13 protein-coding genes are annotated in these 22008 nt (G+C 54.1%); all 13 read left to right on the plus strand.

Annotated elements, in window-relative coordinates:
- Positions 1-154: 154 nt before the first annotated feature.
- The 13 genes from ACO6VG_RS03540 (at position 155) to ACO6VG_RS03600 (ending at position 21845) form a co-directional block, all read left to right on the plus strand.
- Positions 155-1912, plus strand: coding sequence for an ankyrin repeat domain-containing protein (locus ACO6VG_RS03540; protein ID WP_422472756.1), 1758 nt, complete (start codon positions 155-157; stop codon positions 1910-1912).
- Between the two features lie 200 nt (positions 1913-2112).
- On the plus strand, positions 2113-2706 hold the full coding sequence (locus ACO6VG_RS03545; protein ID WP_422472758.1) for an ankyrin repeat domain-containing protein: 594 nt from the start codon (positions 2113-2115) through the stop codon (positions 2704-2706).
- Between the two features lie 136 nt (positions 2707-2842).
- Positions 2843-4696 (plus strand): ankyrin repeat domain-containing protein, encoded by a 1854-nt coding sequence (locus ACO6VG_RS03550; RefSeq protein ID WP_422135609.1) that lies wholly within the window; start codon positions 2843-2845, stop codon positions 4694-4696.
- A 189-nt stretch (positions 4697-4885) separates the two neighbouring features.
- A complete protein-coding gene (locus tag ACO6VG_RS03555; RefSeq protein ID WP_422472760.1) occupies positions 4886-6190 on the plus strand; it encodes an ankyrin repeat domain-containing protein in 1305 nt (434 codons plus the stop codon).
- Between the two features lie 135 nt (positions 6191-6325).
- Positions 6326-8071 carry an ankyrin repeat domain-containing protein gene (locus ACO6VG_RS03560; RefSeq protein ID WP_422472762.1) on the plus strand — a complete coding sequence of 582 codons (1746 nt, stop codon included), beginning with the start codon at positions 6326-6328 and terminating at the stop codon, positions 8069-8071.
- 174 nt (positions 8072-8245) lie between these two features.
- Positions 8246-9892: an ankyrin repeat domain-containing protein gene (locus ACO6VG_RS03565; protein WP_422472764.1), complete on the plus strand. Its 1647-nt coding sequence runs from the start codon at positions 8246-8248 to the stop codon at positions 9890-9892.
- 174 nt (positions 9893-10066) lie between these two features.
- Positions 10067-11215 carry an ankyrin repeat domain-containing protein gene (locus ACO6VG_RS03570; RefSeq protein ID WP_422472766.1) on the plus strand — a complete coding sequence of 383 codons (1149 nt, stop codon included), beginning with the start codon at positions 10067-10069 and terminating at the stop codon, positions 11213-11215.
- A 187-nt stretch (positions 11216-11402) separates the two neighbouring features.
- A complete protein-coding gene (locus tag ACO6VG_RS03575; RefSeq protein ID WP_422135614.1) occupies positions 11403-12656 on the plus strand; it encodes an ankyrin repeat domain-containing protein in 1254 nt (417 codons plus the stop codon).
- 88 nt (positions 12657-12744) lie between these two features.
- Complete coding sequence (locus tag ACO6VG_RS03580; protein ID WP_422472768.1) at positions 12745-13962, plus strand: ankyrin repeat domain-containing protein; 1218 nt, start codon at positions 12745-12747, stop codon at positions 13960-13962.
- A gap of 220 nt (positions 13963-14182) precedes the next feature.
- A complete protein-coding gene (locus tag ACO6VG_RS03585; RefSeq protein WP_422472770.1) occupies positions 14183-15982 on the plus strand; it encodes an ankyrin repeat domain-containing protein in 1800 nt (599 codons plus the stop codon).
- A 137-nt stretch (positions 15983-16119) separates the two neighbouring features.
- Positions 16120-17484, plus strand: a complete 1365-nt coding sequence (locus tag ACO6VG_RS03590) for an ankyrin repeat domain-containing protein (protein WP_422135616.1) — start codon at positions 16120-16122, stop codon at positions 17482-17484.
- Between the two features lie 172 nt (positions 17485-17656).
- Entirely contained in the window at positions 17657-19819 is a 2163-nt protein-coding gene (locus tag ACO6VG_RS03595) for an ankyrin repeat domain-containing protein (RefSeq protein WP_422135617.1), read from the plus strand.
- 169 nt (positions 19820-19988) lie between these two features.
- A complete protein-coding gene (locus ACO6VG_RS03600) occupies positions 19989-21845 on the plus strand; it encodes an ankyrin repeat domain-containing protein (RefSeq protein WP_422135618.1) in 1857 nt (618 codons plus the stop codon).
- The last annotated feature ends 163 nt before the right edge of the window (positions 21846-22008 follow it).

Here is a 22008-nt window from a genome sequence, read left to right on the forward strand (position 1 = left end):
GCGTTGTGCTATCCAGCAAACAGGGCTTTCAGTTGTTCCCATCTTCCGAGTTTTGCAATGCGTGATTATTTAGCCACAGCAAACTTTGATAGCCATATAAATGGACTAATATGCTTTTTTGTATCTAACCCACACTGCTTATTGACCAATACAGATGTTCTACTTATGTGTGGCATTGTTAACCACCCTCTCCCCATGGACACTGAAGGCCGATCACTGTCCTATTTGTCTGGCTCTCTTCCATGGCCGAAGTGAAACGCCAGTGGTTGTCAAAACTCAATGTTGTGGTCAACGCTTCGATCTGGGCTGTATTTCGAGGTGTTTTGTTGATCAGCCCATCGGCTCACGACGGTGCGCCATGTGTCGGCAAGACCCAATGCCTGTGGTGAATCAGAACACCAGTGAATCTCACCCAGATACATTTTTCCCCGACAAGACATTTTTTCGCGCCTGTTTAAACGGGGATCTGGATCAGGTGGAGAGGTCTCTGGCAGAAGGGGTCAATGTTAATGCCGTTATGACTGGTGGCTTCACTGCCTTGATGCTGGCATCCTGCCGGGGTCACATGAATGTCGTCAAAAGTCTGATAAACGCTGGGGCGAACCTCAACACTGCCCGTTCGAATGGTGCCACCGCACTGCTCATCGCTGCTGAATACGGTAATACCGACTGCGTAAAACTCCTGACCAACGCCGGGGCGGATGTCAACGCCGCCAGGACTTCGGATGGCGCCACCCCGCTATACGTTGCTGCTGCGAAGGGCAATACCGACTGCGTGAAACTCCTGATCAGCGCCGGGGCAGATCTCGACGCCCGAACCAGGAACGGTGCCACCCTGCTTTTCATCGCTGTCCAGGAGGGCAATACCGACTGCGTGAAACTCCTGATCAACGCCGGTGCGAATATCAACGCCGCCAGAACTTCGGATAGCACCACCCCGCTGTTCATCGCAGTCCTGAAGGGCAATACCGACTGTTTGAAACTCCTGATCAACGCCGAGGCGGATCTCAACGCCCGGACTGAGGATGGCACCACCCCACTCTTCATGGCTGCCCAGAAAAATAACACCGAATGCGTGAAACTCCTGATCAATGCCGGGGCGGATCTCAACGCCGCCAGGATTACGGATGGTGCCACCCCACTGCTCGCCGCTGCTGCGAAAGGCAATACCGACTGTGTGAAACTCCTGATCAACGCCGGGGCAGATCTCAACGCCCGGACTAAGAATAGCGCCACTGCGCTGTACATCGCAGCTCAGGAGGGCAATAACGACTGCGTGCAACTTCTGATCGACGCCGGGGCGAATCTCAACATCCCCCTGTCTTCGGATGGCAGCAACCCGCTGTTCATCGCTGCTGCGAAAGGCAATACCGACTGCGTGAAAGCCCTGATCAAAGCCAAGGCCAATCTCGACGCCCGAACCAAAAATGGCGCCACCCCTCTATTCTTCGCTGCCCAAGAAAATAACACCGACTGTGTAAAACTCCTGACCAATGCCGGGGCGAGTCTCAACACCCGGCCTGAAAATGGTAACACCCCACTGTTCATCGCTGCCCTGAAAAATAACACCGACAGCCTGAAACTGCTGATCAACGCCGGGGCGGATCTCAACATCTGCCGAACCTCGGATGGCGCCACCCCGCTGTACATTGCTGCTGCGAAAGGCAATACCGGCTGCGTGGAACTTCTGATCAACGCCGGGGCGGATCTCAACATCTACCGGACTTCGGATGGCGCCACCCCGCTGTACGTTGCTGCTGCAAAAGGTAACAGCGACTGCGTGAAACTCCTGATCAACGCCGGAGCAGATCTCAACACCCGGAATAAGAATGGATGCACCCCGCTGTCCGCAGCAGCCCTGAAGGGCAAAACCTATTGCCTGGAAATCCTGCTCAACGCCATGACAAAGTAGGCAAGGAAGGGAACAAAAGAAAGGCGTTGTGCTATCCAGTAAACACGGCTTTCTGGTGTTCCTGTCTTCCGGGTTTTGCAGTCAAATAAAATTGCAACAATCGCAAAATCAATTACGCTAGGAGCCTGACCCCATGGACACTGAAGGCCGATCCCTGTCCTATTTGTTTGGCTCCCTTCCATGACCGAAATGTAGAACCTGTGGTCGTCAGAACCCAATGTTGCGGCCATCGCTTCGATCTGGACTGTATTTCGAGGTGTTTTGTTGATCAGCCCATTGGCTCACGCCGTTGCTTGATGTGCCGACAAAACCCGATGCCTGTGGTGAATCAGAACACCAGTGAATCTCACCCGGATACATTTTTCCCGGATCAGACTTTTTATCTTGCTTGTTTAAACGGGGATCTGGATCAGGTCGAGAGGTCTCTGGCAGAGGGAGTCAATGTCAATGCCGTTATGACTAATGGTCTCACTGCCTTAATGTTGGCATCCGGCTGGGGGCACACGGACGTCGTCGAACGCCTGATCAATGCCGGGGTGAATCTCAATGCTGCCTTGTCGGATGGCACCACCACGCTTTTCATCGCTGCACAGATGGGCCATACCTACTGCGTGAAACTCCTGATCGAAGCCGAAGCCAATCTCAACGTCCGTGCTTCGGATGGCGCCACCCCGCTGGCCATAGCAATCAAGATGGGCAATACCGACAGCATGAAACTCCTCATCAACGCCGAGGCAAAGCTGGGAACTGAGGCAGTGAAGGAAACAAAGGAAAAGCTTCATGCTGTCCAGTAAACAGGGCTCTCAGGTGTTCCCACCTTCTGAGTTTTTGAAACAGGTGATTGTTTGACCACAGCCAACTTTGATAGCCACAAAAATGAACTAACATGCTTTTTTGTATCTAACCCACACGGCTTATTGACCAGCACAGATGTTCTACTTATGTGTAGCATTGTTCGCTAGCCTCTCCTCATGGACAGTGAAGGCCGATCACTGTCCAATTTGTTTGACTCCCTTCCATGGCCGCAATGAAGCGCCTGTGGTCGTCAAAACCCACTGTTGTGGACACCGCTTCGATCTGGACTGTATTTCGAGGTGTTTTTTTAATCAGCCTACCGGCTCACGCCGTTGCGCGATGTGTCGGCAAGACCCGATGCCTCTGATGAATCAGAACACCAGTGAATCTCACCCGGATACATTTTTCCCCGATCAGACGTTCTATCTTGCCTGTTTAAACGGGGATCTGGATCAGGTGGAGAGGTCACTGGCAGAAGGAGTCAATGTTAATGCTGTTATGAATAATGGCTTTACTGCCTTGATGTTGGCATCCGGTGGGGGGCACACTGACGTCGTCAAACGCCTGATCAATGCCGGAGCAGATGTCAACGCCGCCCCGCATGAGGATGGCGCCACTGGGCTGTTCATCGCTGCACAAGAAAATAACACCGACTGCGTGAAAATACTGATCAACGCCGGGGCAGTTGTCAACACCCGGACTAAGACTGACGACACCCCGCTGATCGCTGCTGTTACGAGAGGCAATATCGACTGCGTGAAAGCCCTGATCGAAGCCGGGGCAGATCTTAACGCCGCCTTATCGGATGGCGCCACCCCGCTGTTCATCGCTGCACAAAGGAATGAGATAGACTGTGTGAAACTCCTGATCAACGCCGGGGCAGATCTCAACGCCGCCAGGATCACGGATGCCGCCACTCCGCTTTTCGCCGCTGCTGCAACAGGCAATACCGACTGCATGAAAGTCCTGATCAAAGCCAAGGCGAATATCAACGCCCGAAATAAGGATGGCGACACGCCGCTGTTCAGCGCAGCAATACAGGGCAATACAGACTGCCTGAGAATCCTGATCGAAGCCATGGCGAATATCAATGCCCGGGCTTCGGATGGCGCCACGCCGCTGCTTGCCGCTGCTGCGAAAGGCAATGTTGACTGCATGAAACTCCTGGTCAACGCCGGGGCAGATCTCAACCCCCCTCATAGTCCCGATGGCGTCACCCCGCTGTTCGCCGCCGCTGCCAATGGCAATACCGATTGCGTGAAAATCCTGATCGACGCCGGGGCAGATCTCAACGTCCGGACTTCGTATGTCGCCACCCCTCTTTGCGCCGCTGCTGCGCTAGGCAATACCGAATGCTTGAAACTCCTGATCAACGCCGGGGCGGATCTCGACAACTCCCGGACTTCGGATGGCTCCACCCCACTGTTCGAAGCTGCTGCAAGAGGCAACACCGAATGCGTGGAACTCCTGATCAACGCCGGGGCGGCTCTCAACACCCGGAATAAGGATGGCGCCACCGCTCTGTTCATCGCTGCACAAGAAAATAAGACCGACTGCTTGAAACTCCTGATCAACGCCGGGGCGGATCCCAACGCCACCGCGTCGGATAGCACTACCCCACTGTTCATGGCAACTCAGGAAGGCAATACTGACTGCGTTAAAGTCCTGATCGACGCTGGAGTGCATCTCTCAGCCCGGACTGAGGATGGCGCCACTGCGCTGCTAATCGCTGCTCAGCAAAATAAAATCGACTGCCTGAAAATCCTGATCGAAGCCAAGGCGGATATCAATGCGCAAATTAAGGATGGCAGCACCCCGGTGCTCATTGCTGCTGCGAAAGGCAATACCGACTGCGTAAAACTCCTGATCAACGCCGGGGCAGATCTCAACATCTGCCGGACTTCAGATGGCATCACACCGCTGCACCTTGCTGCTGCGAAAGGCAATACCGACTGCGTGCAACTCCTGACCAACGCCGGAGCAAAGTAGGGAACAAAGGCCGTGAAGGCAACAAAAGAAAGGATTTATGTTGCCCAGTGAACATGGCTCTCAGGTGTTCCCATCTTCTGAGTTTTTGAAACAGGTGATTGTTTAACCACAGCAAAGTTTGGGAGACACATAAATGAACTATCATTCCTTTTCTGTACCCAAGCCGCACGACTTATCGACTGGCACAGAATGTTCTACCTATATGTGGCATTGCTCGCCACTCTCTCCCCATGGACACTGAAGGCCGATCACTGTCCTATTTGTTTGGCTCCCTTCCATGGCCGAGTTGAAGCGCCTGTGGTCGTCAAAACCCAATGTTGTGGTCACCTCTTCGATCTGGACTGTATTTCGAAATGTTTTGCTGATCAGCCCATTGGCTCACGCCAGTGCGCGATGTGTCGGCAAGATCCGATGCCTATGGTGAATCAAAACACCAGTGAATCTCATCCGGATACATTTTTTCCCGATCAGGTGTTTTATGATGCCTGTTATGAAGGGGATTTGGATCAGGTGGAGAGGTCTCTGGCAGAAGGAGTCAATGTCAATGCCGTTATGCTTGATGATTTCACTGGCTTGATGATGGCATCTTACGGGGGGCACAAGGCAATCGTCGAACACCTGATCAACGCCGGGGCGAATCTCAACGCCACCTCAACAACGAGTGCCACTGCCATATTCTTTGCTGTCCAGAAAAATAACATTGATTGCGTGAAGCTCCTGATCAACGCCGGAGCGGATCTCAACGCCAACTTTTCAGATGGTGCCACTGTACTGTTGATCGCTGCAAGGCAGGGCAAAACCGACTGCGTGAAACTCCTGATCAACGGCGGGGCGGATATCAACGCCGCCTTATCGGATGGTGCCACCCCGCTGTTCTTTGCTGCCCAGGAAAATAACACCGACTGCGTGAAAATCCTGGTCAGGGCCGGGGCGAATATCAATGCCCGGACTAAGAAGGGTACAACCCCACTATTCATCGCTGCCCTGAATGGCAATACCAACAGCGTGAAAGCCCTGACCGAAGCCAACGCAGATCTCAACGTGAGAACTAACAATGGCGGCACCCCGCTTCACATCGCAGTCTGGGAAGGCCATACCGATTGCGTGGAAACTCTTATCGCTGGGGGGGCTGATCTCAATGCTGTCTGGTCTATGGATGGCGTCACCCCACTTTTCATCGCAGCCCTGAATGGCCATACCGATTGCGCAGAAATCCTGATCCGCGTCGGGGCAGATCTCAACGCTGCTAGGGCTTCAGATGGTGCCACCCCGCTGTTCATCGCAGCCCTGAATGGCAATACCGACTGCGTAGAACTCCTGATCAACGCCGGGGCAAATCTCAACGTTGCCAGGACTTCGGATGGTGCCACCCCGCTGTCCATAGCAATCAAGATGGGCAATACCGACAGCATGAAACTCCTCATCAACGCTGAGGCAGAGGTGGGAACAGAGGCAGTGAAGGAAACAAAGGAAAAGCTTCATGCTGTTCAGTAAAAAGGGCTCTCAGTTGTTCCTGTCTTCTGAATTTTTAAAAACAGGTGATTATTTGACCACAGCAAACTTTGATAGCCATATAAATGAACTACCATTCTTTTTTTTGTATCCAACCCAAACTACTGACCAACACAGATGTTCTACTTATATGTGGCATTGCTCGCTATCCTCTCCCCATCGACACTGAGGGCCGATCACTGTCCTATTTGTTGGACTCCCTTCCATGGCCGAAGTGAAGCGCCTGTGGTCGTCAAAACCCAATGTTGCGGCCACCGCTTCGATCTGGACTGTATAACGAGGTGTTTTGTTGATCAGCCCATCGGCTCACGCCGCTGCGCAATGTGTCGGCAAAACCCGATGCCTGTGGTGAATGAGAACACCAGTGAATCTTACCCGGATAATTTTTTCCCCGATGAGACGTTTTATCGTGCCTGTTTAGACGGGGATCTGGATCAGGTGGAGAGGTCTCTGGCAGAAGGCGTCAATGTCAATGCCGTTATGACTGATGGTCTCACTGCCTTGATGTTGGCATCCATCAGCGGGCACACGGATGTCGTCGAACGCCTGGTCAACGCTGGGGCGAACCCTGACACTGCCCGTTCGAATGGCGCCACCGCACTGTTCATCGCTACTGAGTACGGTAATGCCGACTGCCTGAAACGCCTGATCAACGCCGGGGCTGATCCCAAGGCCACACTGTCGGATGACACCACCCCGCTATTAATTGCTGCTGCGAAAGGCAACACCGAATGCGTGCAAATCCTGATCAAAGCAGGAGCGCTTCTCGACGCCCGAACTTCGAATGGCGCCACCCCGCTGTTCATGGCATCACAGGAGGGCAATACCGACTGCGTCAAAATGCTGATCAACGCCGGGGCAGATCTCAACGTCCGGACCCGGGATGGCGCTAGCCCGTTGTTTATCGCTGTCAAAAAAAATAACATCGACAGCCTGAAAATCCTGATTGAAGCCGGGGCGGCTCTCAACACCCGGAATAAGGATGGCGCCACTGCACTGTACATCGCTTGTGAGTTCGGTAATACCGACTGCGTGAAACGCCTGATCAACGCCGGGGCGGATCTCAGCGCCACCCTGTCGGATGGCGCCACCGCTCTGTTCATTGCTGCTGCAAAAGGCAACACCGACTGCGTGGAACTCCTGATCAAAGCGGGAGCGCTTCTCAACCCCCAGACCTCCTATGGTGCCACCTCGCTGTTCATCGCAACACAGGAGGGCAATACCGGCTGCGTGAAAATGCTGATCAACGCCGGTGCAGATCTCAACTTACAGACCGAGGATGGCGCTACCCCGCTGTTTATCGCTGCCCAAAAAAATAATATCGACAGCCTGAAAATCCTGATTGAAGCCGAGGCAGGTCTCAACACCGTTATTAATAGTGGTGCCAGCCCAGTGTTCATCGCAGCCCAGAACGGCAATACCGACTGCCTGATAATCCTGATCGAAGCCGGGGCGAATTTCAACGTCGCCAGGATTAAGGATGGTGCCACCCCTCTGCTCATGGCAGCCCAGAAGGGCAATGCTGACTGCCTTAAAATCCTGATCGAAGCCGGGGCGGGTCTCAATGTCGGCAGGATTAAGGACGCTGTGACCCCGTTGTTCATCGCTGCACAAGAAAATAACATCGAATGCGTAAAACGCCTGATCAACGCCGGGGTGGATCTCAACGCCTGCACTAATACTGGCACCACCCCGCTGTTCGTTGCAGCCCTGAAAGGCAATACCGACTGCGTGAAACTCCTGATCAACGCCGGGGCGGATCTCAACGCCCGCACTATGAATGGCACCGCCCCGCTGCACGCTGCTGTAGCGAAAGGCAATATCGAATGTCTGGTACTCCTGATCAACGCCGGGGCAAGGTAAGGACGGGAAAACAAGAAAGGCCCTGTGCTATCCAGTAAACAAAGCTTTCAGGTGTTCCCATCTTCTGAGTTTTTAAAACAGGTGATTGTTTGGCCACAGCGAACTTTGATAGCCATATAAATGAACTAATATGCTTTTCTGTATCTAACCCACACGGCTTGTGGACCAACACAGATGTTCTATTTAAGTCTGGCATTGTTCGTTACCCTCTCCCCATGGACACTGAAGGCCGATCACTGTCCTATTTGTTTGGCTCCCTTCCATGGCCGAAGTGAAGCGCCTGTGGTCGTCAGAACCCAATGTTGTGGTCACCGCTTCGATCTGGACTGTATAACGAGGTGTTTTGTTGAACAGCCCATCGGCTCACGCCGGTGCGCGATGTGTCGGCAGGACCCGATGCCTGTGGTGAATCAGAACACCAGTGAATCTCACCCGGATACATTTTTCCCCGATCGGACATTTTATAATGCCTGTTTAAACGGGGATCTGGATCAGGTGGAGAGATCTCTGGCAGAAGGGGTCAATGTCAATGCTGTTATGATGGGTGGCTTCACTGCCTTGATGTTGGCATCCGGCAGGGGATATATGGACATCGTCGAACGCCTGATCAGCGCTGGGGCGAATCTCGACGCCGCCTGTTCGACTGGTGCCACCGCACTGTTCATCGCTGCTGAGTATGGTAATACCGACTGCGTGAAACACCTGATCAACGCCGGGGTTGATCTTAACGCCGCCAGGTCGGATGGCGCCACTCCTCTGTCCATGGCAGCCCAGAAGGGCAATACCGAATGCCTTAAAATCCTGATCGAAGCCGGGGCGAATCTCAACGCCCGGGCTAAGGATGGCGCCACCCCGTTGTTCATCGCTGCTGAGTACGGTAACAACGACTGCGTGAAACGCCTGATCAACGCCGGGGCGGATCTCAACGTCCGGACCCGGGATGGCGCTAGCCCGTTGTTTATCGCTGTCAAAAAAAATAACATCGACAGCCTGAAAATCCTGATTGAAGCCGGGGCGGCTCTCAACACCCGGAATAAGGATGGCGCCACCGCACTGTACATCGCTTGTGAGTTCGGTAATACCGACTGCGTGAAACGCCTGATCAAAGCGGGAGCGCTTCTCAACGCCCAGACCTCCTATGGCACCACCTCGCTGTTCATCGCAACACAGGAGGGCAATACCGGCTGCGTGAAAATGCTGATCAACGCCGGTGCAGATCTCAACTTACAGACCGAGGATGGCGCTACCCCGCTGTTTATCGCTGCCCAAAAAAATAATATCGACAGCCTGAAAATCCTGATTGAAGCCGAGGCAGGTCTCAACACCGTTATTAATAGTGGTGCCAGCCCAGTGTTCATCGCAGCCCAGAACGGCAATACCGACTGCCTGATAATCCTGATCGAAGCCGGGGCGAATTTCAACGTCGCCAGGATTAAGGATGGTGCCACCCCTCTGCTCATGGCAGCCCAGAAGGGCAATGCTGACTGCCTTAAAATCCTGATCGAAGCCGGGGCGGGTCTCAATGTCGGCAGGATTAAGGACGCTGTGACCCCGTTGTTCATCGCTGCACAAGAAAATAACATCGAATGCGTAAAACGCCTGATCAACGCCGGGGTGGATCTCAACGCCTGCACTAATACTGGCACCACCCCGCTGTTCGTTGCAGCCCTGAAAGGCAATACCGACTGCGTGAAACTCCTGATCAACGCCGGGGCGGATCTCAACGCCCGCACAATGAGTGGCACCACCCCGCTGCACGCTGCTATAGCGAAAGGCAATATCGAATGTCTGGTACTCCTGATCAACGCCGGGGCAAGGTAAGGACGGGAAAACAAGAAAGGCCCTGTGCTATCCAGTAAACAAAGCTTTCAGGTGTTCCCATCTTCTGAGTTTTTAAAACAGGTGATTGTTTGGCCACAGCGAACTTTGATAGCCATATAAATGAACTAATATGCTTTTCTGTATCTAACCCACACGGCTTGTGGACCAACACAGATGTTCTATTTAAGTCTGGCATTGTTCGTTACCCTCTCCCCATGGACACTGAAGGCCGATCACTGTCCTATTTGTTTGGCTCCCTTCCATGGCCGAAGTGAAGTGCCTGTGGTCGTCAGAACCCAATGTTGTGGTCACCGCTTCGATCTGGACTGTATAACAAGGTGTTTTGTTGAACAGCCCACCGGCTCACGCCGGTGCGCGATGTGTCGGCAGGACCCGATGCCTGTGGTGAATCAGAACACCAGTGAATCTCACCCGGATACATTTTTCCCCGATCAGACTTTTTATAATGCCTGTTTAAACGGGGATCTGGATCAGGTGGAGAGGTCACTGGCAGAAGGAGTCAATGTCAATGCTGTTATGATGGGTGGCTTCACTGCCTTGATGTTGGCATCCGGCAGGGGGTATATGGACATCGTCGAACGCCTGATCAGCGCTGGGGCGAATCTCGACGCCGCCTGTTCGACTGGTGCCACCGCACTGTTCATCGCTGCTGAGTATGGTAATACCGACTGCGTGAAACACCTGATCAACGCCGGGGTTGATCGCAACGCCGCCAGGTCGGATGGCGCCACTCCTCTGTCCATGGCAGCCCAGATGGGCAATACCGAATGCCTTACAATCCTGATCGAAGCCGGGGCGAATCTCAACGCCCGGGCTAAGGATGGCGCCACCCCGTTGTTAATCGCTGCCCATGAAAATAACACCGACTGCGTGAAACGCCTGATCAACGCCGGGGCGGATCTCAACGCCACCATGTCGAATGGCGAGACCCCGCTGTTCGTTGCTGCTGGGAAAGGCAGCACCGAATGCGTGGAACTCCTGATCAAAGCGGGAGCACTTCTCAACGCCCGGACTTCCTATGGCGTCACCCCTCTGTTCGCCGCTGCTGCGCGAGGCAAAACCGAATGTTTGAAACTCCTGATCAACGCTGAGGCAGATCTCAATGCCACCGTGTCGGATGGCACCACCCCGCTGCACGCTGCTGCTTCGAAAGGCAATACCGACTGCGTAAAAATACTGATCGAAGCAAATGCAAATCTCAACGCCGCCAGGACTTCAGATGGTACCACCCCTCTCTCCATTGCAACCACGATCGGCAATACCGATTGCATGGAAGCCCTGATCAAGGCCGGAGCAAAGTAGGGAACAAAGGCCGTGAAGGCAACAAAAGCAGGGATTTATGTTGTCCAGTGAACGTGGCTCTCAGGTGTTGTCATCTTCTGAGTTTTTGAAACAGGTGATTGTTTGGCCACAACAAACTTTGATAGCCGTATAAATGAACTAATATGCTTTTTTGTATCTAACCCGCACTGATTGTTGGCCAACACAGATGTTCTACTTATGTGTGGCATTGTTCGCTACCCTCTCCCCTTTGACACTGACGACCGATCACTGTCCTGTTTGTCTGGCTCCCTTCCATGGCCGAAATGTGGCGCCTGTGGTCGTCAAAACCCAATGTTGCGGCCACCGCTTCGATCTGGGCTGTATAACGAGGTGTTTTGTCGATCAGCCCATCGGCTCACGCCGTTGCGCAATGTGTCGGCAAAACCCGATGCCTGTGGTAAATCAGAACACCAGTGAATCTTACCCGGATACATTTTTCCCCGATCAGACTTTTTATAATGCCTGTTTAAACGGGGATCTGGATCAGGTGGAGAGATCTCTGGCAGAAGGGGTCAATGTCAATGCTGTTATGATGGGTGGCTTCACTGCCTTGATGTTGGCATCCGGCAGGGGGTACATGGACATCGTCGAACGCCTGATCAGCGCTGGGGCGAATCTCGACGCCGCCTGTTCGACTGGTGCCACCGCACTGCTCATCGCTGCTGAGTATGGTAATACCGACTGCGTGAAACGCCTGATCAACGCCGGGGTTGATCTCAACCCCACCCTGTCGGATGGCACCACCCCGCTGTTAGTTGCTGCTGCGAAAGGCAACACCGAATGCGCGGAACTCCTGATCAAAGCGGGAGCGCTTCTCGACGCCCGGACTTCGCATGGCGCCACCCCGCTGTTCTTCGCATCACAGGAGGGCAATGACGACTGCGTGAAAATGCTGATCAACGCCGGGGCAGATTTCAACGCCCGGACTAAGGATGGAGCTACTCCGCTGTTTATCGCTGCCCAAAAAAATAACATCAACAGCCTGAAAATCCTGATTGAAGCCGAGGCAGATCTTAACATCCGGATTAAGAGTGGTGCCAGCCCACCGTTCATCGCAGCCCAGAACGGCAATACCGACTGCCTGAGACTCCTGATCGAAGCCGGGGCGGATCTCAACGCCGCCAGGATTAAGGATGGTGCCACCCCTCTGCTCATGGCAGCCGAGAAGGGCAATAGCGACTGTCTGATAATCCTGATCAAGGCCGGGGCGGATCTCAGCACCGCCAGGACTAAAGATGGCGCCACCCCAGTGTTTGCCGCTGCTGCAAAAGGCAATTCCGACTGCCTGAGACTCCTGATCGACGCTGGGGCGGATCTCAATGCCGCCAGGACTTCGGACAGCGCCACCCCACTGTCCATGGCAATCGAGATGGGCAATACCGACTGCGTTAAGCTCCTTATCACCGCCGGGGCAAGGTAGGGAACATAGGCGGTGAAGATTGATAACCATAAAAATGAACTAATATGCTTTTTTGTATCTAAACCGCACTGCTTGTCGGCCAACACAGATGTTCTACTTATGTTTGGCATTGTTCGCTACCCTCTCCCCATGGACACTGAAGGCCGATCACTGTCCTATTTGCTTGGCTCCCTTCCATAGCCGCAGTGAAGCGCCTGTGGTTGTCAGAACCCAATGTTGTGGTCACCGCTTCGATCTGAACTGTCTTTCGATGTGCTTTGTTGATCAGCCCATCGGCTCACGCCGGTGCGCGATGTGTCGGCAGGACCCGATGCCTGTGGTGAATCAGAACACCAGTGAATCTCACCCGGATACATTTTTCCCCGATCGGACATTTTATAATGCCTGTTTAAACGGGGATCTGGATCAGGTGGAGAGATCTCTGGCAGAAGGGGTGAATGTCAATGCTGTTATGATGGGTGGCTTCACTGCCTTGATGTTGGCATCCGGCAGGGGATATATGGACATCGTCGAACGCCTGATCAGCGCTGGGGCGAATCTCGACGCCGCCTGTTCGACTGGTGCCACCGCACTGTTCATCGCTGCTGAGTATGGTAATACCGACTGCGTGAAACACCTGATCAACGCCGGGGTTGATCTCAACGCCGCCAGGTCGGATGGCGCCACTCCTCTGTCCATGGCAGCCCAGAAGGGCAATACCGAATGCCTTACAATCCTGATCGAAGCCGGGGCGAATCTCAACGCCCGGGCTAAGGATGGCGCCACCCCGTTGTTCATCGCTGCTGAGTACGGTAACAACGACTGCGTGAAACGCCTGATCAACGCCGGGGCGGATCTCAACATCTGCCGGACTTCGGATGGCGCCTCCCCGCTGTACGCTGCTGCTGCGGAAGGCAACACCGACTGCGTAGAACTCCTGATCAACGCTGGGGCAGATCTCAACATCTCCCGGACTTCGGATGGCACCACCCCGCTGTACATTGCTGCTGCGAAAGGCAATACCGACTGCGTGAAACGCCTGATCAACGCCGGGGCGGCTCTCAACGCCCGGAATGAGGATGGCGCTACCCCCCTGTTCATCACTGCTCAGCAAAATAACATCGACAGTCTGAAAATGCTGATCGAAGCCAGGGCGGATATCAATGCGCAAATTTGGGATGGCGCCACCCCGTTGCTCATCGCTGCTCAAGAAAATAACACCGAATGCGTGCAGCTCCTGATCAACGCCGGGGCGGATCTCAACGCCCGGAATGAGGGTGGCGCCACCCCGCTGTTTGTCGCCGCTGCGAAAGGCAATACCGACTGAGTGAAACTTCTCATCAACGCTAAGGCAGAGATGGGAGCAGAGGCAGTGAAGGTAACAAAAGAAAAGCGTCATGCTGTCCAGTAAACAGGGCTCTCAGGTGGTCCCACCTTCTGAGTTTTTGAAGCAGGTGATTATTTCGCCACAGCAAACTTTGATAGCAATATAAATGGACTAACATGCTTTTTTGTATCTAACCCAAACGGCTTATTGACCAACACAGATGTTCTACTTATGTGTGGCATTGTTCGCTAGCCTCTGCCCATGGACACTGAAGGCCGATCACTGTCCTATTTGTTTGGCTCCCTTCCATGGCCGAAGTGAAGCGCCTGTGGTTATCAGAACCCAATGTTGTGGTCACCGCTTCGATCTGGACTGTCTTTCGATGTGCTTTGTTGATCAGCCCATCGGCTCACGCCGGTGCGCGATGTGTCGGCAAAACCCGATGCCTGTGGTGAATCAGAACACCAGTGAATCTCACCCGGATACATTTTTCCCCGATCAGACTTTTTATAATGCCTGTCTTCACGGGGATCTCGATCAGGTGCAGAGGTCTCTGGCAGAAGGGGTCAATGTCAATGCCGTTATGACTGCTGATCTCAATGCCTTGATGTTGGCATCCGTCAGCGGGCACACAGATGTCGTCGATCGCCTGATCAACGCTGGGGCGAACCTTGACGCTGCCCGTTCGAATGGCGCCACCGCACTGTTCATCGCTGCTGAGTATGGTAATACCGGCTGCGTGAAACGCCTGATCAACGCCGGGGCAGCTCTTAACGCTTGCACAGAGACTGGCACCACCCCGCTGTTTGCCGCTGCGGTGAAAGGCAATACCATCTGCGTGCAACTCCTGATCAACGCCGGGGCGGATCTCAACGCGAGAACCAAGAGTGGCGAAACCCCGCTTCTCATCGCAGTCTGGAAAGGCCATACCGATTGCGTGGAAATCCTTATCAGTGGCGGGGCAGATATCAATGCCGCCTCGTCGGATGGCGCCAACCCGCTGCTCTTTGCAACACAGGAGGGCAATAGCGATCTCGTGGAAATCCTTATCAGTGGCGGGGCAGATCTCAACATCCGGACTAAGAGTGGTGCGAACCCAACGTTTATCGCAGCCCAGAACGGTAATACCGACTGCCTGAAAATCCTGATCGAAGCCGGGGCGGATTTCAATGCCCCCCACACTTCAGATGGCGCCACCCCGCTATTCATCGCTGCCCAACAAAATAACATCGACTGCCTGAAAATCCTGATCGAAGCCGGGGCGGATCTCAATGCCCAGACTGAATATAGCGCCACCCCGCTTTACGTCGCTGCACAAGAAAATAACACCGCATGCGTGAAACTCCTGATCAACGCCGGAGCGGATCTCAACGCCCACACCAAGACTGGCACCACCCCGCTGTTCGTCGCTGCTGCACAAGGCAGCACCGAATGCGTGGAACTCCTGATCAAAGCGGGAGCGCTTCTCAACGCCCGGACTTCGAAAGGCGGCACCGCGCTGTTCATCGCATCACAGGAGGGCAATAGCGACTGCGTGAAAATGCTGATCAACGCCGGGGCAGATCTCAACGCCCGGACTGAGGATGGCGCTACTCCGCTGTTTATCGCTGCCCAAAAAAATAACATCGACAGCCTGAAAATTCTGATTGAAGCCGGGGCAGATCCCAACATCCGGATTAAGAGTGGTGCCAGCCCACCGTTCATCGCAGCCCAGAACGGCAATACCGACTGCCTGATACTCCTGATCGAAGCCGGGGCGAATCTCAACACCGCCAAGATTAAGGATGGCGCCACCCCTCTGTTCATAGCAATCAAGACGGGCAATACCGACTGCGTGAAACTTCTCATCAACGCCGGGGCGGATCTCAATGCCGCCAGGACTTCGGACGGCGCCACCCCAATGTCCCTAGCAATCAAGATGGGCAATACCGACTGCGTTAAACTCCTCATCAACGCTGAGGCAGAGATGGAAACAGAGGCAGTGAAGGAAACAAAAGAAGAACGTCATGCTGTCCAGTAAACAGGGCTCAGGTGTTCCCATCTTCTGAGTTTTTGAAACAGGAGACTATTGGGCCACAGCCAACTTTGATAGCCATACGAATGAACTATCATTCCCTTTCTTGTATCCAACCCGCACAAATTATTTGACCAGTGTAAATGTTCTACTTATATCTGGCATTGTTCGCTAGCCTCTGCCCATGGACACTGAAGGCCGATCACTGTCCTGTTTGTCTGGCTCCCTTCCATGGCCGCAGTGAAGCGCCTGTGGTCGTCAGAACCCAATGTTGTGGTCACCGCTTCGATCTGGACTGTCTTTCGATGTGCTTTGTTGATCAGCCCATCGGCTCACGCCAGTGCGCGATGTGTCGGCAAGACCCGATGCCTGTGGTGAATCAGAACACCAGTGAATCTCACCCGGATACATTTTTCCCCGATCAGACTTTTTATAATGCCTGTCTTCACGGGGATTTGGATCAGGTGGAGAGGTCTCTGGCAGAGGGGGTCAATGTCAATGCTGTTATGACTGACGGCTTCACTGCCTTGATGTGGGCATCTGGTGTGGGGCACACTGACGTCGTCGAACGCCTGATCAATGCCGGGGCGGATGTCAACGCCGCTCGGCATGAAGATGGTGCCACTGCGCTGTTACTCGCTGCACAAGAAAATAACACCGACTGCGTAAAACTCCTGATCAACGCCGGAGCAAACCTTGACGCTGCCATTTGGAGTGGTGCCACCGCACTGTACATTGCATCACAGAAGGGCAATACCGACTGTGTGAGACTCCTGATCAACGCCGGGGCGGATCTCAACGCCACCCCGTCGGGTGGCGCCACCCCGCTGTTCGTTGCTGCTGAGAGAGGCAACACCGAATGCGTGGAACTCCTGATCAAAGCGGGAGCGCTTCTCGACGCCCCCCGAACTTTGGACGGCGGCACCCCACTGTTCATCGCCACACAGCAGGGCAATACCGACAGCGTGAATAGGCTGATCAACGCCGGTGCAGATCTCAACGCCCAAACTGAGAATGGCGCTACACCGCTGTTTATCGCTGCCGAAAAAAATAACATCGACAGCCTTAAAATCCTGATCGAAGCCGAGGCAGATCTCAACACCGCCGCGTTTAAGCATGGTGCCACTCCTCTGTCCATGGCTGCTGCGAAAGGCAATATCGAATGCCTTAAAATCCTGATCGAAGCCGGGGCAGATCTCAGCGCCCGGGCCAAGGATGGCGCCACCGCACTGTTCATCGCTACTGAGTACAGCAATGCCGACTGCGTCAAACGCCTGGTCAACGCCGGGGCGGATCTCAACACCGCCTTGCCGGATGGCACCACCCCGCTACTAGTTGCTGCTGCGAATGGTAACACCGAATGCGCAAAGCTCCTGATCAACGCCGGGGCAGATCTTGACGCTGCCCTGCCGAATGGCGTCACTCCGCTGTCCATCGCAACCGAGATGGGCAATACCGAGTGCGTAAAACTTCTCATCAACGCTAAGGCAGAGATGGGAACAGAGTGAAGGAAACAAAGGAAAAGCGTCATGCTGTCCTGTAAAATAGAGCTCTCAGTTGTTCCTGTCTTCTGAGTTTTTGAAACAGGTGATTATTTGGCCACAGCGAACTTTGATAGTCGTATAAATGAACTAATATGCTTTTTTGAACCTAACCCACACGGCTTATTGACCAACACAGATGTTCTACTTATGTGTTGCACTGTTCGCTACCCTCTCCCCTCTGGCACTGAAGGCCGGTCACTGTCCGATTTGTTTGGCTCCCTTCCATGGCCGCAGTGAAGCGCCTGTGGTTGTCAAAACCCAATGTTGTGGTCACCGTTTCGATCTGGACTGTATTTCGAGGTGTTTTTTTAATCAGCCCATCGGCTCACGCCGTTGCGCGATGTGTCGGCAAAACCCGATGCCTGTCGTGAATCAGAACACCAGTGAATCTCACCCGGATACATTTTTCCCCGATCAGACTTTTTATAATGCCTGTCTTCACGGGGATTTGGATCAGGTGGAGAAGTCTTTGGCAGAGGGGGTCAACGTCAATGCTTTTATGACTGATGGCTCAACTGCCTTGATGTTGGCATCTGGTGGGGGGCAGACTGACGTCGTCGAACGCCTGATCAATGCCGGGGCGGATGTCAACGCCGCTCGGCATGAAGATGGCGCCACTGCGCTGTTCCTCGCTGCACAAGAAAATAACACCGACTGCGTAAAACTCCTGATCAACGCCGGAGCAAACCTTGACGCTGCCACTTGGAGAGGTGCCACCGCACTGTACATCACATCACAGAAGGGCAATACCGACTGTGTGAGACTCCTGATCAACGCCGGGGCGGATCTCAACGCCACCCCGTCGGGTGGCGAAACCCCGCTGTTCATCGCCACACAGGAGGGCAATACCGACAGCGTGAATAGGCTGATCAACGCCGGTGCAGATCTCAACGCCCGAACTGAGGATGGCGCTACACCGCTGTTTATCGCTGCCCAAAAAAATAACATCGACAGCCTTAAAATCCTGATCGAAGCCGAAGCAGATCTCAACACCGCCGCGTTTGAGGATGGTGTCACTCCTCTGTCCATGGCTGCTGCGAAAGGCAATACCGAATGCCTTAAAATTCTGATCGAAGCCGGGGCAGATCTCAACGCCCGGGCTAAGGATGGCGCCACCGCACTGTTCATCGCTACTGAGTACGGCAATGCCGACTGCGTTAAACGCCTGGTCAACGCCGGGGCTGATCACAAAGCCGCACTGTCGGATGGCACCACCCCACTATTAGTTGCTGCTGCGAAAGGCAACACCGAATGCCTGCAAATCCTGATCAAAGCGGGAGCGCTTCTCGACGCCCGGACTTCGAAAGGCGGCACCCCGCTGTTTATGGCATCACAGGAGGACAATACCGACTGCGTCAAAATGCTGATCAACGCCGGGGCGGATCTAAACGTCCGGACTCAGAATGGCGCTACCCCGCTGTTTATCGCTACCCAAAACAATAACATCGACAGCCTGAAAATCCTGATTGAAGCCGGGGCAGATCTCAACATCGGGATTAAGAGTGGTGCCAGCCCAGCGTTCATCGCAGCCCAGAACGGCAATACCGACTGCCTGATACTCCTGATCGAAGCCGGGGCGAATCTCAACGCCGCCAGGATTGAGGATGGTACCACGCCTCTGTTCATGGCAGCCCAGAACGGCAATACCGACTGCCTGATATTCCTGATCGAAGCCGGGGCGGATCTCAACGCTGCGACCATTAAGCGTGGTGTCACCCCCCTGCTCATGTCAGCCCAGAAGGGCAATACCCACTGCCTTAAAATCCTGATCGAAGCCGGGGCGGCTTTCAACGCCAGGACTCCGGATGGCATCACCCCGCTGTTCATGGCTGCTCAGCAAAATAACATCGACAGCCTGAAAATCCTGATCGAAGCCAAGGCGGATCTCAATGCCCAAATTGATGATGGCAGCACCCCGCTGTTCATTGCTGCTGCGAAAGGCAATAGCGACTGCGTGAGTCTCCTTATCAAAGCCGGGGCGGATCTCAACATCTGCCAGACTTCGGATGGCACCACCCCGCTGTTCATCGCATCACAGGAGGGCAAGACCGACTGCGTGAAACTCCTGATCAACGCCGGGGCAGATCTCAACGCCCGGACTCAGGATGGCATTACCCCGCTGTTTATCGCTGCCCAACAAAATAACATCGACAGCCTGAAAATCCTGATCGAAGCCAAGGCGGATATCAATGCGCAAACTGAGGATGGTGCCACCCCGCTCTCCATTGCAACCGCGATGGGCAATACCGACTGCGTGGAAGCCCTGATCAAGGCTGGAGCAAAGGAACAAAGACCGTGAAGGCAACAAAAGAAAGGATTTATGTTGCCCAGTGAACATGGCTCTCAGGCGTTCCCATCTTCTGAGTTTTTGAAACAGGTTATTATTTGGCCACAGCCAACTTTGATAGTCGCATAAATGAACTAATATGCTTTTCCGTATCTAACCTACACGGCTTATTTACCAGCAGATGTTCTACTTATTTGTGGCATTGTTCGCTACCCTCTCCCCTTTGACATTGAAGGCTGATCACTGTCCTATTTGTTTGGCTCCCTTCCATGGCCGCAGTGAAGCGCCTGTGGTCGTCAGAACCCAATGTTGCGGCTACTGCTTCGATCTGGACTGTATTTCGAGGTGTTTTGTTAGTCAGCCCATCGGCTCACGCCGGTGCGCGATGTGTCGGCAGGACCCGATGCCTGTGGTGAATCAGAACACCAGTGAATCTCACCCGGATACATTTTTCCCCGATCAGACGTTTTATCGTGCCTGTTTAAATGGGGATCTGGATCAGGTGGAGAGGTCTCTGGCAGAAGGGGTCAATGTCAATGCCGTTATGACTAATGATTTCACTGCCTTGATGTTAGCATCCAACAGAGGGCACACGGATGTCATCGAGCGCCTGATCAATGCTGGGGCAAACCTTGACGCTGCCCGTTCAAATGGTGCCACCGCACTGTTCATCGCTGCTGAGTACGGTGACAGCGATTGCGTGAAACGCCTGATCATCGCCGGGGCGGTTCTCAACGCCCGCACCAAGACTGGCGCTACCCCGCTGCACGTTGCTGCTGCGAAAGGCAATGCCGACTGCGTAAAACTCCTGATCATCGCCGGGGCGGATCCCAACATCTGCCGGACTTTGGATGGCGTCACCCCGCTGTTCATCGCAACACAGGAGGGCAATACCGACTGCGTGAAACTTCTGATCAACGCCGGGGCAGATCTCAACGCCCGAACTGAGGGTGGCGCTACCCCGCTGTTTATCGCTGCCCAAAAAAATAACATCGACAGCCTGAAAATCCTGATTGAAGCTGAGGCAGATCTCAACACCCGGATTAAGAGTGGTGCCAACCCACCGTTCATCGCAGCCCAGAACGGCAATACCGACTGCCTTAAAATCCTGATCGAAGCCGGAGCGGCTCTCAACGGCAGGACTTCGGATGGTGCCACCCCGCTGTTCATGGCAGCCCAGAACGGCAATACCGACTGCCTTAAAATCCTGATCGGAGCCGGATCGGCTCTCAATGCCGGGACTTCGGATGGTGCCACCCCGCTGTTCATAGCTGCTCAACAAAATAACATCGACAGCCTGAAAATCCTGATCGAAGCCAAGGCGGATATCAATGCGCACATTGAGGATGGCACCACCCCGCTGATCGTTGCTGCTGGGCAAGGCAATACCGACTGCGTGGAACTCCTGATCAACGCCGGGGCGGATCTCAAAGCCCGGACTTTGGATGGCGGCACCCCGCTGTTCGTTGCTGCTGCGCAAGGCAACACCAAATGCGTGGAACTCCTGATCAAAGCGGGAGCGCTTCTCGACGCCCGGACTTTGGATGGCGGCACCCCGCTGTTCGTTGCTGCTGCGCAAGGCAACACCGAATGCGTGGAACTCCTGATCAAAGCGGGAGCGCTTCTCGACGCCCGGACTTTGGATGGCGGCACCCCGCTGTTCGTCGCCACACAGGAGGGCAATACCGACAGCGTGAAACTGCTGATCAACGCCGGGGCAGATCTCAACGCCCGAACTGAGGATGGCGCTACACCGCTGTTTATCGCTGCCCAAAAAAATAACATCGACAGCCTGAAAATCCTGATCGAAGCCGGGGCGGATCTCAACATCGCCAGGATTAAGGATGGTGCCAGTCCTCTTCACATGGCGGCCCGGAAGGGCAATAGCGACTGTGTGAAACTCCTGATCAACGCCGGGACAGATCTCAACGCCCGGACTGAGGATGGTGCCACCCCGCTCTCCATTGCAACCGCGATGGGCAATATCGACTGCATGGAAGCCCTGATCAAGGCTGGAACAAAGGAACAAAGACCGTGAAGGCAACAAAAGAAAGGATTTATGTTGCCCGGTGAACATGGCTCTCAGGTGTTCCCATCTTCTGAGTTTTTGAAACAAGTGATTGTTTGGGCACAGCCAACTTTGATAGCCATAAAAATGAACTAACATGCTTTTTTCTATCTAACCCACACGGATTATTGAC

Source organism: Endozoicomonas sp. ALB032, assembly GCF_049310125.1.
GTDB lineage: Bacteria > Pseudomonadota > Gammaproteobacteria > Pseudomonadales > Endozoicomonadaceae > Endozoicomonas_A.